11 protein-coding genes are annotated in these 13,239 nt (G+C 52.9%); 9 read left to right on the plus strand and 2 right to left on the minus strand.

The window, feature by feature from the left end; all coding sequences use genetic code 11:
• Positions 1 to 11: 11 nt before the first annotated feature.
• Entirely contained in the window at positions 12 to 656 is a 645-nt protein-coding gene (locus Q4E93_RS27740; protein ID WP_303590939.1) for a DUF1016 N-terminal domain-containing protein, read from the minus strand.
• Between the two features lie 113 nt (positions 657 to 769).
• On the opposite strand from Q4E93_RS27740, the gene asnS reads away from it, so the two are divergent.
• Positions 770 to 2,209, plus strand: a complete 1,440-nt coding sequence (gene asnS / locus Q4E93_RS27745) for an asparagine--tRNA ligase (RefSeq protein WP_303590941.1) — start codon at positions 770 to 772, stop codon at positions 2,207 to 2,209.
• Between the two features lie 62 nt (positions 2,210 to 2,271).
• Positions 2,272 to 2,823, plus strand: a complete 552-nt coding sequence (locus Q4E93_RS27750) for an ExbD/TolR family protein (protein WP_303590942.1) — start codon at positions 2,272 to 2,274, stop codon at positions 2,821 to 2,823.
• Here the strand turns inward: Q4E93_RS27750 and Q4E93_RS27755 are convergent, their stop codons facing one another.
• Positions 2,824 to 3,876: a DUF3089 domain-containing protein gene (locus tag Q4E93_RS27755; RefSeq protein ID WP_303590944.1), complete on the minus strand. Its 1,053-nt coding sequence runs from the start codon at positions 3,874 to 3,876 to the stop codon at positions 2,824 to 2,826.
• A 66-nt stretch (positions 3,877 to 3,942) separates the two neighbouring features.
• Between Q4E93_RS27755 and Q4E93_RS27760 the strand changes: the two genes are divergently transcribed.
• The 7 genes from Q4E93_RS27760 to feoB all read left to right on the plus strand — a co-directional run bounded on the left by Q4E93_RS27760 (position 3,943) and on the right by feoB (position 13,199).
• Positions 3,943 to 4,884, plus strand: coding sequence for an isopenicillin N synthase family dioxygenase (locus Q4E93_RS27760; RefSeq protein ID WP_303590946.1), 942 nt, complete (start codon positions 3,943 to 3,945; stop codon positions 4,882 to 4,884).
• Positions 4,885 to 5,427: 543 nt separating this feature from the next.
• Complete coding sequence (locus Q4E93_RS27765; protein ID WP_303590948.1) at positions 5,428 to 5,757, plus strand: PadR family transcriptional regulator; 330 nt, start codon at positions 5,428 to 5,430, stop codon at positions 5,755 to 5,757.
• 50 nt (positions 5,758 to 5,807) lie between these two features.
• Positions 5,808 to 7,994, plus strand: a complete 2,187-nt coding sequence (locus Q4E93_RS27770; protein WP_303590950.1) for a PspC domain-containing protein — start codon at positions 5,808 to 5,810, stop codon at positions 7,992 to 7,994.
• A gap of 389 nt (positions 7,995 to 8,383) precedes the next feature.
• The gene (gene gcvT / locus Q4E93_RS27775) at positions 8,384 to 9,469 is read left to right on the plus strand and encodes a glycine cleavage system aminomethyltransferase GcvT (protein ID WP_303590952.1); all 1,086 of its coding nucleotides are present in this window, start codon (positions 8,384 to 8,386) and stop codon (positions 9,467 to 9,469) included.
• Positions 9,470 to 9,597: 128 nt separating this feature from the next.
• Positions 9,598 to 10,074, plus strand: a complete 477-nt coding sequence (locus tag Q4E93_RS27780; protein ID WP_303590954.1) for an SRPBCC family protein — start codon at positions 9,598 to 9,600, stop codon at positions 10,072 to 10,074.
• Positions 10,075 to 10,255: 181 nt separating this feature from the next.
• On the plus strand, positions 10,256 to 10,999 hold the full coding sequence (locus Q4E93_RS27785) for a 2-phosphosulfolactate phosphatase (protein WP_303590955.1): 744 nt from the start codon (positions 10,256 to 10,258) through the stop codon (positions 10,997 to 10,999).
• Between the two features lie 64 nt (positions 11,000 to 11,063).
• Positions 11,064 to 13,199, plus strand: a complete 2,136-nt coding sequence (feoB, locus tag Q4E93_RS27790) for a ferrous iron transport protein B (protein ID WP_303590956.1) — start codon at positions 11,064 to 11,066, stop codon at positions 13,197 to 13,199.
• Positions 13,200 to 13,239 lie beyond the last annotated feature (40 nt).

Below are 13,239 nucleotides of genomic sequence, written 5' to 3' on the forward strand. Positions count from 1 at the left end.
CAAGCCACAAGCTACCAGCTGCAAGCCTGACTAATTATGCCCCTTGTAGCTTGCAGCTCGAAGCTTGCAGCTCCATAATGGCCTTTTTCGTTGTGCTTCTCGGTCAATTCCAGGAATTCCAGGTTATACTCGTCCTTCACCGCCAGCTTTGCCTGGTTCTTGTATTTCTCAGGAAGGGTTTGGTCGAAATTGGTCTGCCCCAGCAGGTACTGTTCATAGCTTTTGCCCTCGATTTGGTGGACCAGTACATCCCTCGTCCACCCGTATTTTTTCGCCATTCCTATGTAAAACAAGCTCTCTTCCAGGCTTTTGCATTTATCCATAATGGCAATATTATGGCTCCATCCGATTTCTCCAATGCTCCCTTGGAGAATTGAATATTGGGTATAGAACTTCCGCATATACCAGAGGTTTTGCACAGAAAATCCATTCATACCCGGAAACTCATTTTGAAGGTCTTTCGATAAATTGCCCACTACCGATTTCCCCCAGCCATGTTGCTTCTGTTTCTCAACAATGCTTTTCCCAATTTCCCAGTATAGCTGGATCAAAGATCTATTCACCTGCCTGAAGGCCTCATGCTGCAACTGGTAAACCTTTGCCTTCACTTCCGTAACAAAGGCTTTATATTCACTTTCAGAAAACGACGTATTCATATGATTAGGTTTTGCCAACAAATTTAGCAAAGACATAAACACAATTTTCAAAAACTTTCGCCCATCCTCAATCCCTCGCTTGCTTATCTTTGCCCTCCCTAATAAAACAAAATATGTTCAACACAAGAGTCAAAGTGAAAGCGCTGCTGGCAACCGAGCCGAAAAACCAGGAAGTGACAGTCATGGGATGGGTAAGGCATTTCCGTAACAACCAGTTCATCGCCCTCAATGACGGCTCCACCAACAACACCCTCCAGATCGTGGTAGCGTTGGGCGCTTTTGACGACTCTTTACTGAAAAGGATCACTCCCGGCGCCGCCCTCAAAGTCGTGGGAGAGCTCATCCCTTCCCTGGGTAAAGGACAAAAAGTAGAAGTAAAAGCACACTCCGTGGAGATCCTCGGAGACTGCAATCCCGAACAATATCCCTTGCAGCTGAAGAACAAGCCCACTTTGGAATACCTTCGCGAGATCGCCCATCTCCGGTTCAGGACGAATACATTCGGCGCCGTCTTCCGCGTACGCCACGCCCTGGCCTTCGCCATTCATAAATTCTACAACGAAAAAGGATTCGTATATCTCCATACACCCGTCATCACTGCTTCCGATGCCGAAGGCGCAGGAGAAATGTTCCGCGTCAGCACCCTGCCGTTTGACAATCCCCCCCGTAAGGACGACGGCACCATCGACTTCAGCGAAGACTTCTTTGGCCGCGCCACCAATCTCACCGTCAGCGGACAGCTGGAGGGCGAACTGGGCGCCATGGCCTTTAGCGAAATTTATACCTTCGGCCCCACTTTCCGCGCCGAGAATTCCAATACGGCCCGCCACCTGGCCGAGTTCTGGATGATCGAGCCGGAAATGGCCTTTTATGACCTGGAAGACAATATGGACCTCGCGGAATCCTTCATCCGTTATCTTATCCAGTACGTCATGGAGCACAATCGCGAAGACCTGGAATTCCTCGCCCAGCGCCTGGCAGAGGAAGAAAAGCAAAAGCCCCAGGCTGAGCGCAGCGAGATGGGCCTGATAGAAAAGCTGGAGTTCGTCGTGAACAACCGGTTCGAACGCATCAGCTATACCGAAGCCATCGACATACTGCTGCAGTCACCCGCTTACAAAAAGAAAAAATTCCAGTACGAGGTCAAGTGGGGCATCGACATGCAAAGCGAGCACGAACGTTACCTGGTGGAAAAACATTTTAAAAAGCCCGTCATCGTCACCGGTTACCCCAGGGATATCAAAGCCTTCTATATGCGTCAGAACGATGATGGCAGGACCGTCGCCGCCATGGATATTCTCGTCCCCGGCATCGGTGAGATCGTAGGCGGCTCACAAAGAGAAGAGCGACTGGAAAAGCTGGAAAACCGCATGAAAGAGATGCACATACCCGTAGAAGAAATGTGGTGGTACCTGGACACCCGCCGCTTTGGCTCCGTACCGCATGCTGGCTTTGGACTGGGTTTCGAGCGGATGATGCTCTTCATTACTGGCATGACGAATATCCGGGATGTCATCGCTTTTCCAAGGGCGCCGAAGAGCGCGGAGTTCTAGCTCACCGCATCAACATTTATGGAAATCTTCCGGACTGCGCTCTCTATAGAAACAACATTTTTATGGCAGAGCTCACCAGCGCGGCCACGCATTCCCGTAAGCCGGGAGTACGCCGCAGCAAGAAACTTTCCACACGGGTAGACCTCACTCCCATGGTGGACCTGGGATTCTTGCTCATCACGTTCTTCATGGTCACGACCGCCTGGACAAAACCCAAGGCCACGCAGCTGATCATGCCGGTCGCAGGGCCCCCCTCGAACATTGGGAACAATGCCGTCCTCACCGTCGTGGCCCTCGAAGACAATAAAGTTTTTTATTACAATGGCGACCTGGACCAATCCATTCGGGAGAGAAGCTACGGTGTCACCACCTACCATCAGCATGGCGGCATCGGCGACATCATCCGGCAAAAACAGATGGCAATGGACCGCGCCTACAAAGGCGGCAGAAAAGAGTTGATGTTGTTGCTAAAGCCTTTTTCCGGATCCAGCTACCAGAACATCGTCAGCCTGATGGACGAGAAGCTGATCAATGATGTCAAACGTTTTGCCCTGGTTGACCTCCCGGAAAAAGAACAGGCGCAGATCACAGCGCTGACGGCAGGCGCTCATTGATCATCCGTTCCTGACAGCGCCCTCACGCACCTGGTAAGACCTGATCCTGGTCCGTATATTCTCCCGGATATTCAAATAGAATAAATTGATATCCCCGATATGATAATTGCGTGTTCTTAACAGGAAGCTGCCGGGAAAATAAGGCCGGTGCACCCACAGCACACCTTCGTGGATCCGGGCATTCGTCACATGCGGGACAAGGTGGTTAAACCTGGTGAGGATGGCCCCCTCATTCATGTCACGGGGAGCAAGCGTATCCGTCATCGTCCAGGTCAGGGGATTCACCGTCACTGACGGCGACTTTTCCTTTTTCGCATACTTCGGCATATACCCCTCCTTAAGGGTTCTCCAGCCTACAAAACATCCCGTGGCTGTCGAGTCGGCGCAAGGCGCCAGCGCAGAAAAATAACCCTCCGGCAATGCCATTCCGATCATATAGGCAGCCACCAGCCGGTGGGCCAGTGGTTTGTTCTCGAAAAACTCCTTCATCAACCGCAGGGCATGCGTCGTCCCCTGGCTATGCGAGGCGATAATGATAGGTCTCCCCCGGTTGAAGTGATCCAAATAGTAGATAAACGCCTCGCGGATATCCTGGTAAGCCAGGTCCAGGGCTTCCCGCGCCCTGGCCGTATCGGGACTGTAGTAAGCACGGATATGCGCCTGCCGGTAGCGGGGCGAGTATACCCTGCATTCATTAAAGGCGCTGGCCTGGAAAAGAATCGTGGTACGGTCCGTCTTCGAATTGAGCGCGGAGTCATTGATGTCCGCATTCCATCGCTCGTCACGCTTATCCACCAACGTAGTGGGATGAAGGAAGAATACGTCAGTCGTAGTGTCCGCCACCCAGCTCGCGCGCAGTGGTTCCGGTATGCTGTCCGAAGCATCCCTTTTATCCGGAAGAGCAGCCCAGCACTCCGGCAAGGCATACTTATCAGCCCCCGCCGGCAGCTCGGGGACCTTGTTGACCGTAATATATCGCCCGGTCGCCGATGTGCAGCTGGCCATCAGCAAAACAAACATCCAATGCGGAAAACGCCGCCTGCGGTGTTTCAAAATGTTTTAATTTTACTGATAAAGCTAATCACAAAAAACTTTATTCTAAACACAAATACATTTGCCATGGCCATTCCGGTAGTAGATCTTGCTGATTTTTCTGGTGACGCTAAACAAAAAGCCTCTTTTGTGAACGCATTGGGTAAAGCCTATGAAGAAGTTGGGTTCGTAGCGGTGAAAAACCACGGTATTACAGATGCCGCCATAGAGGAGCTCTATTCCAATACAAAAGAATTTTTCTCCCTTCCCCTTGATGTAAAAAAGAAATACGAGATTCCCGGACTGGCCGGTCAGCGGGGTTACACCTCTTTCGGCAAAGAGCACGCAAAAGGCAGCAAAGCCGCCGACCTTAAAGAGTTCTTCCAGTTCGGACAGACCGTTGTGGATGGCGATCCCATTGCCGCCGAATATCCCGCGAATGTTACGGTGACGGAGGTCATCAACTTCACGCCCACTTTTTTTAAAGCCTACCGTTCCTTTGAAGATTCCGGCAGCCGGCTCCTGAAGGCCATCTCCCTGTACCTGGGACTGGACGAAAACTATTTCGACCAGTACGTGCACAACGGCAATTCCATCCTCCGGGCCATTCACTATCCTCCCATCACCAGCGAGCCCCGCTCCGCCATACGCGCTGAACAACATGAAGATATCAACCTGATCACCTTGCTGATCGGCGCCTCCGCCGATGGCCTGGAGATCCTTTCCAAACAGAACGAATGGGTGCCCGTTACTTCCTTGCCGGAACAGATCGTTGTAAATGTGGGAGATATGCTGCAGCGGCTCACCAATAATAAATTGAAGTCTACTACCCACCGCGTGGTGAACCCTCCCCGGGAGAAATGGGGAACCAGCCGGTTTTCCATCCCTTTCTTCCTCCATCCCAAGAGCTCAATGAGCCTTGCCTGCCTGCCGGGCTGCATCGATCAGGGGCATCCCAAACAATATCCGGATGCGACCGCCGGAGAATACCTGGACGAGCGCCTGCGGGAGATAGGTCTGAAAAAATAGGAACCTATAAGCCTAAAAGCTTGAATAGCAGAAAGGCAGATAAGGCGCCCGCAATAAAACAGAGTATCAGCTTTACCACAACCAGGATCTTTTCCTGGTTGTCAAGGGTCTTGAACTTACTAATCATGAAAGGTCAAATCGATAAAAATTGTGTACAATATACGTCAACATACGATAGTGCGAATCTAAGCGATTTTGTTTGCAGTTTTTAATCGAATTTTAATCCTGCGATTCCAGACCCGTCCATCGTCGAACCTTCCTCCTAAATTTTCATGCCCGGCTCCCTTCGGGGCTATCCATCCGTCCCGATATCCGCCGCTCATCGGACAATTTTTGCCATTCCTACAATCCGCCCATCCGCCAAGAATAGCCCCCGACGACCTAAAACCCTTATCCAGCCTGCATCTCATTTAATCCCTATTAGTGGTTTATGAAAATTACCTTCCTTAGTTCAGTACTTTGTGTTGCATAGTACTAAAAAAGTATTTATCTTTGTTTTGACAAGATGATTTATATCACCGTTCAAGCATAAAATCGAAGCGTATGAATATTGAGAACACCCAGAGCCAGATGCGAAAAGGTATCCTGGAGTTTTGTATTCTCTCGGTAATTCGGCGCGGCGAGGCCTACCCCTCCGACATCGTGGAAGAGATGAAGGCCGCCAATCTGAATATATTGGAAGGTACCCTCTACCCCTTGCTTACCCGCCTGAAGAATGCAGACATGCTCACTTATCGATGGGTAGAAAGTAATTCAGGTCCCCCACGCAAGTACTTTTCCCTGACGCCAAAGGGAGAAGCTTTCTACAGCGAACTGGAAGCCACCTGGAACGAACTAGCCAACGCCGTCCATGCCCTTGCCAACAAAACCTAAAACCCTGTAAAGACCGCTGTTTCAAATTTCAACCTTCAAATACAACTCAAATGAAAAAGATCATTAATATAAACTTTCATAGCCGGGTAGTCCCGATCGAAGAGACCGCCTATGAAATTCTGCAGCAGTATATCGAAAGCCTGCGCAGACATTTCGCTAATGAAGAAGGGAGGGATGAGATCATTAGTGATATTGAAAATAGGTTTGCCGAGCTTTTTTCCGAGACGCTGAAGAAAGGCGCCGCCTGCATCACTGACGAAGACGTAAATGCCATCATCGCCAGCATGGGAAGACCTGAAGACTTCGAAGACGATGACGCAGCCCCCGGAAAAGGGCAGGGACAAGGACAAAGCGCTAATACCCAGCAGCAGTCCTCCTCCTATTCCAGTGAAGAGCCCCGCCGCCTTCACCGCTCCGAAAATGAAAAGATCCTGGGCGGCGTCTGTGGCGGCCTGGCCAATTACCTGGGCATAGATCCCGCCATCATGCGGATCATCTTTGTCCTCATCACCTTTGGCTGGGGCGCTGGCGTTCTCCTGTATATCATTCTTTGGGTGGTCCTTCCGACCAAGACCTTGCCGGTCAACGCCCGCAAACGCCTGTACCGCAACCCCGACGACCGCGTCATCGGTGGCGTGGCCAGCGGACTGGCCGCCTACTTCCACATCGAGGTCTGGATACCCCGCCTCATATTCTGTCTGCCCCTGATCCTGAGCATATTGACATCCATCTTCCGCCATATGTGGTTCGACTGGGACAGCCCCGCATTTTATTCAGGCGGCTTCGGCGGCACCCTGTTCATCACTTACATCGTGCTGTGGATCGTCCTGCCCGAAGCCATATCCTCCTCTCAAAAGCTGGAAATGCGCGGCGAAAAAGTTGACCTGGAATCAATAAAGAACACCATCAAGAGCGACCTGGAAGGCTTTGCGAAAAAAGCCAGCAACGTGGGCACTGACCTGAAGGGTACTTTTCAAGGCACGGGAGAAAAGGTGAAACAAACCACCCAGAACTTCGCATCGGAAGCCTATCCAGCCGCCCGCAGGGCCGGCAGCGGCATCGGACGTGCCATCGGCATCCTGTTCAAAGCCTTCTTCCTGTTCATCGCCGGAACGATTGCCTTTTGCCTGATCATGGTCCTGATAACCCTCGTCTTTCGCGGCCCCGCTATCCTGACCATTAAGAACTATATCCTCACCGGGTTCTGGCAGAACGTCCTGCTCTGGGCAAGCTTCTTCCTCTTCCTGGTGATCCCGGTCATTGCCCTGCTTACCTGGCTCATCCGCCGCATCACAGGGGTACGCTCCCGTCAGCATTACCTTCGTTATGCATTCATCACCCTTTGGGTCATCGGCCTGTTCAGCACCATCGCCCTGGCCGGCGTCATCATGAACAACTTCCGTTCCCGCCAGCACGTGGAAGAAGAGCTGACCTTGTCCCACCCCAGCCATAACAAGCTGATCGTAAAAGCCACCGAAGGAAGACACGACTACTTTGACGGCGACTGGTGGTTCGACTTCAGCTGGGATCGGAATAGCCCTTTTTACAATCTCAACGAAGACAGCTTCATCCTGAACACCGTACGCATCAACCTCGTGAAGAGCGAAGACAGCAGCTACCGTGTGAGGCTCCTGAAATTCAGCCATGGCAGTAATGCCAACATAGCCCGGCGGCTCGCTGAGCAGATCCAGTTCCCCGTACAGCAGGCGGACAGCATACTCTATCTGCCCCATGGATTCACCATCTCCCGGGATCAGAAATTCCGTAACCAGCAGGTGCTTGTCGTCGTCTCAATACCTGTCGGCCGGCGTATCCTTATCAATCGCAACATCGACCAATACTCCTGGTTCAACGTCGACGTGCACAACAATCGTGGCCGCTGGAACAGGAACAAGAACTACGACGACGACTGGGGCCGCGAATGGGATGATGACATCAATATAGGCAGCCAGTATGGTTGGTCCAAAGATGTAGAGTACATCATGACCAATGACGGGCTCGTCCGCACTGACAGAAGAAAAGTAGACAATGACGAAAGAAAAGAGGATAAAAGGCAAGAAAAGAAAGGCAACGACGAAAAGAACTCAGAGGAAGATCCCGGCTATCGTTATCATTCCCCCAAATCCACCCGTCCCGCGCCCACTGTCGACACGGTGAAAAAGACGGCCGCTCTTTCCGCCAGCAGCCGGCCGACTGTAGACGGACACCTGTATTTGCTATCAGCACTATTTCAATAGTTGGTTGAAGTTGGAACACAAGGCTCTCCGGCATTGGCCGGGAGCCTTTTTTTTTGGGATGGCCTTCCTGCCCAAAATAGCCCATCCCGAAAAACATCTGATTATGGGAACTTCGTCAGCGCTGCTTCGACACGAGGGCTACGCCAGGCCTACGGTCTCAACACCGTTGAGACCTTGGTCGCAACCTTCGCCTGCGCTCGGTTGCCTTCGTTGGTTCCAACACTGTCGGACCCTTCCTCGGATACCTCGTTCATAACCTTCGCTTTGCTCGGTTATAGCCGGTGCGTCTGTGACGCCCCTTTATTTACCCCCCAGCCCCGTCCATCCTTCCCCCTCCAACTACAACCCAAATCCCCTACCTTTGCCGCGCCTAATAAAACCATCATCACATGAAGTCCACCCCTTTCGAATCTTTTCATAAAGCCCTGGGCGCCAAAATGGTCGAATTCGCCGGATACAATATGCCCATCAGCTACACCGGCATCAACGACGAGCACCAGGCCGTCCGCACCAATGCCGGGATCTTCGACGTAAGCCATATGGGCGAATTTATCGTGAAAGGGGAAAATGCCCTCGACCTGATCCAGCGGGTGACCACCAACGATGCATCAAAATTGACCGCCGGCAAAGCCCAGTACAGCGCGCTCACCAATGACGAAGGCGGTATCGTGGACGATCTCATCGTCTATTGCATGGAGCCGAATAAGGCCTATATGCTGGTAGTAAACGCCTCCAACATCGAAAAAGACTGGAAATGGATCTCCCGGCACAATATTCACAAGGCCGAGATGCACAATATCTCCGAAAAGACATGCCTGCTGGCCATCCAGGGACCCAATGCGACAAAGATCATGCAGGCCCTCACCGATATCGATATCCTGAACCTGAAATATTATACGTTCGAAAAAGGTCGTTTCGCCGGAGTGGACAACGTACTGATCAGCGCCACCGGCTATACAGGAGCCGGCGGCATCGAGATCTATTTCGAAGACAAGGATGACGCAGCCGCCACCATCTGGAATAAGATCTTCGAGGTCGGTGGACCTCAGGGCCTCAAGCCCATTGGATTAGGCGCCCGCGACACCCTGCGCCTGGAAATGGGCTATTGCCTCTACGGCAATGACATCGACGACACCACCTCTCCCCTGGAAGCAGGCCTGGGCTGGATCACCAAGTTTACCAAGGATTTCACCGCCCGCCCCATCCTGGAAAAACAGAAGGCAGAAGGCGCTCCCCGCAAGCTGATCGGTTTCGAAATGATAGACAAGGGCATCCCCCGCCATGACTATGAGATTAAGGACTTTTCCGGCCGGCCCATCGGAAAAGTGACCTCCGGTACACAGTCCCCCTCTTTAGGGAAGGCCATCGGGATGGGCTATGTCAGCGCCGTCTTCGCCAACCTGGACACCCAGGTCTACATCAAGGTCCGCGATAAGCTCCTCCTGGCCAGGGTGGTCAAGCTCCCATTTAGCTGATCCTGCTTTGCCGCCGGTCGAATTTACCCCTATCTTCCATTTTTCATGGAAATCAACAAGGTTGGAATGATTTTTTCTTGCTATTATGCTCCGGAAAGAAAAACCATCCAGGACCTATTAGCCAAGCAATGCCAACCATTCATCTAACGACGTTTGTCGCCGCCCCTACCGAGCGGGTCTTTGACCTCAGCCGAAGCATCGAGCTGCACCGGAAATCCATGGCCCATACAGGGGAGGAAGCGATTGCCGGAACCGTCGCCGGCCTCATCGGCAAAGATGAGACGGTCACATGGAAAGCCCGGCACTTCTTTAAGACCCGCATACTCCGCAGCCGCATCACTTCCATGAATCGTCCCCTCTCCTTCACCGATGAAATGGTGGAAGGCGACTTCAAAAGCCTCCGGCATGAACATCATTTCAAACGCGTTGGCAACGGCACCCTCATCATCGACCTGTTCCACTTTGAATCCCCCTACGGCGGACTGGGTAAGCTGGCCAACCGCCTCTTTCTGACCGATTATCTGAAAAAACTACTGGAATTACGCAATCAACTGATCAGGGAATACGCTGAGTCTGAAAAATGGAAGTTTATTTTGAATAAATAAATTGAGCACAATTGGCGTTCTGAAATTTAACCAATTGTGCCAAATATCTAATGTCTGAGACCTTCGTTGGAGCGTCGTCCCTCGCTCCTCCTCGGTCGTAACCTTCGCTACGCTCGGTTACAAACAACGAACCTCCGGCTCGTTTTTGTTCTATAAGCCTTACATTTGCAGACCATTCGCTATGACAAATTCCAGACCCAGTTTATATACGGCTTTATCACCCGCATTACTGCATCTCTATGATCTGAACCATGCCATCGTGGTGATCATCGACGTCCTTCGCGCCACTTCTACCATCGCAACCGCCCTGCACAATGGCGCCAAATGCGTCATCCCCGTAGATAGCGTCGCCAAATGCATCGAGCTGGGCAAACAGATCGACGGCATCACAGCCGGCGAACGGGATGGCATGATCGCAGAAGGACTGCAGCACGGCAATTCACCTTTCGAGTATCCCCCCAGCTTCATTGGCGGAAAGACCCTGGTGCTCACCACCACCAACGGCACCAAATTGCTGCACGTGGCCCTCGACAGAGGCGCCGGGCAGATCATCACAGGCTCCTTCCCCAACCTGACCGCTGTCTGCGACTATCTGCTGGCCCAAAATCTGCCCGTCGTACTGGCCTGCGCAGCCTGGAAAGACCGGGTCAATATAGAAGACCTGCTCTTCGCCGGAGCCGTGATCCACCAGGTCAAGGAAAATTTCTATATCAACTGCGACTCCTCCCAGATCGCCGAAACCCTCTACCTGGAAGCTCAAAAAGACCTGTACGGCTTCATGAAGGCCAAGAATGCCTCTCATTATCAACGTCTTTCAGGCTATGGCCTCGAAAAGGACATCGCCTATTGCCTGACACCCGATGTGGCGCCGGTGCTGCCGCTGTATGAAAACGGGAAACTGATAAACCTTCCCGGCGGCTCCTAATCACTCCCGATCTCGTAAACCCAACCACCAATTATCACCTACCTTTACCCGCTGAATTAGACCGGTGGAACAAAAAAAGAATACCTTACATGTAGCATTGGTGGGCAATCCAAACGCTGGAAAAAGCTCCCTTTTCAATGCCCTCACCGGCCTGAACCAGAAAGTGGGCAATTTCCCCGGCGTCACCGTCGACAAAAAGACGGGCTTCACCCAGCTTTCCACCGGTAACTCCGTCCAGATCATCGACCTGCCGGGCACTTATAGCCTCTACCCCAAAAGAGCAGACGAATGGGTCACTTATAAAGTCCTTTTGGGTCAGGACCCCAGCATTCACGCCGACATGGTAGTCCTGCTGGTGGACGCGTCCAACCTGAAACGAAACCTCCTTTTCTGCTCCCAGATCATCGACCTGAAAATACCCGTGGTAGTCGCCCTCACGATGATGGACCTGGCCGCCTCCAAAGGCATCGACATCGACATCGAAGGGTTGGAACGGGAGCTGGGCATTCCCGTCGTCTCCGTCAATCCCCGTAAGAACAAGGGCATCCCCCAGCTGAAAAAGATCATAGAGCTGAGGGCAAGGCAGCTCCACCAGGCGCCGCCCCGCGATTTCATCGCAGGCAATGCCCTGGCCACCGGCGCCGTACAGGACGTGAAAGCCCTCTTCCGCGGAAAGGAGATCAGCGACTATACGGCCATCCACTACCTGATCAACCACGAAAGCTTCGACTTTGACCAGGGACTCCAGGAAAAGATCGAACACATCGAAAGCAAACATGCTTTCAATCACACCCGTATCCAGGCCGACGAGATCATGCAACGCTACAGCCGCATCAAGCAGATCATGCAGCACACGGTGTCAGAGCCGGACCCGCTGCAAAAGACCCTGTTCACCGAGCGCCTGGATAATGTATTCCTGGACCGTACCTGGGGCTATATCATTTTGCTGGGGGTCCTCTTCTTCCTGTTCCAAAGCGTTTTCTGGATCGCGCAATATCCCATGGACGCCATCGACTGGAGCTTCTCCCGGCTGGGCGCCTGGCTGGGCCAGCTGCTGCCCGAAGCCTGGTGGAGCGACTTGTTCGTCAATGGTCTGCTGGCCGGCCTCAGCGGCATCCTCGTCTTCGTCCCCCAGATCATGATCCTTTTCGGGCTGATCACCATCCTGGAAGACACCGGCTATATGGCCCGCATCAGCTTTCTCACTGATAAGCTCATGCGAAAGGTAGGCCTCAACGGCAAGAGCGTCATGCCCATGATCAGCGGCTTCGCCTGCGCCGTCCCCGCCATCATGAGCACCCGGAATATCGAGAACAGGAAAGAACGCCTGCTCACCATCCTGATCACGCCGCTCATGAGCTGCAGCGCCCGCCTGCCCGTGTATACCATGCTCATCGCCGTGGCCGTTCCCCGGGGAAAGGTATTGGGAATTTTCAGCCTGCAGGGCCTCGTCATGATGGGCTTGTATATGCTGGGGCTGGTGATGGCCATGGTCGTCTCCTATGTAGCCAAATGGTTCATTAAAATAAAGGAAAAAAGCTTCTTTATCCTCGAGCTGCCCATCTACAGGGCCCCCCGCTGGAACAACGTGCTGGTCACCATGGTGAACAAAGCAAAGATCTTCGTGGTAGATGCCGGTAAGGTCATCATCGTCATCAGCCTCATTCTCTGGGCGCTCAGCACGTATGGCCCCGGCGCCCGCATGCAGGACGTCAAAGACAAATACGCCCGGCAGGCTCAGCAAAACCCCGCCCGGGCGGCGGACCTGAACAAAGAGAAGCAGGCCGCCCTCCTGGAAAACTCCTATGCCGGTATCTTAGGCAAAGCCGTCGAACCCGTCATTCATCCCCTGGGATTCGATTGGAAGATCGGCATCGCCCTCATCACCTCTTTTGCCGCAAGGGAAGTCTTCGTCGGGACGATGGCCACCTTGTACAGCGTGGAAGGAGGAAAGGATGCAGACCCGCAGACCCTGCAGCAGCGCCTGCGCGCCGCCCGCCGGAATGACGGAACGCCCGTGTATACTTTGGCAGCCGGCATTTCCCTCATGGTATTCTATGTGCTGGCCATGCAATGCATGAGCACCCTGGCCGTCGTGCGGCGCGAGACCCGCAGCTGGAAATGGCCTTTGATCCAGCTGGTGTATATGACGGGCCTGGCCTATCTCGTCAGCCTGCTGGTCTACCAGCTGCTGAAATAGCAGGACCGCGTATCGCAAACAGGACCCTCTGTCACAGACC

Origin of the sequence: Flavitalea plasmicola (assembly GCF_030546645.1) — a bacterium.
Classification (GTDB): Bacteria; Bacteroidota; Bacteroidia; order Chitinophagales; family Chitinophagaceae; genus Puia.

Coding starts and splice junctions, on each gene's coding strand:
- Q4E93_RS27770 (WP_303590950.1), top strand. CDS start 5,808: ATGAAAAAGATCATTAATATAAACTTTCATAGCCGGGTAGTCCCGATC.
- Q4E93_RS27760 (WP_303590946.1), top strand. CDS start 3,943: ATGGCCATTCCGGTAGTAGATCTTGCTGATTTTTCTGGTGACGCTAAA.
- Q4E93_RS27765 (WP_303590948.1), top strand. CDS start 5,428: ATGAATATTGAGAACACCCAGAGCCAGATGCGAAAAGGTATCCTGGAG.
- Q4E93_RS27785 (WP_303590955.1), top strand. CDS start 10,256: ATGACAAATTCCAGACCCAGTTTATATACGGCTTTATCACCCGCATTA.
- Q4E93_RS27750 (WP_303590942.1), top strand. CDS start 2,272: ATGGCAGAGCTCACCAGCGCGGCCACGCATTCCCGTAAGCCGGGAGTA.
- asnS (WP_303590941.1), top strand. CDS start 770: ATGTTCAACACAAGAGTCAAAGTGAAAGCGCTGCTGGCAACCGAGCCG.
- Q4E93_RS27780 (WP_303590954.1), top strand. CDS start 9,598: ATGCCAACCATTCATCTAACGACGTTTGTCGCCGCCCCTACCGAGCGG.
- Q4E93_RS27740 (WP_303590939.1), bottom strand. CDS start 656: ATGAATACGTCGTTTTCTGAAAGTGAATATAAAGCCTTTGTTACGGAA.
- gcvT (WP_303590952.1), top strand. CDS start 8,384: ATGAAGTCCACCCCTTTCGAATCTTTTCATAAAGCCCTGGGCGCCAAA.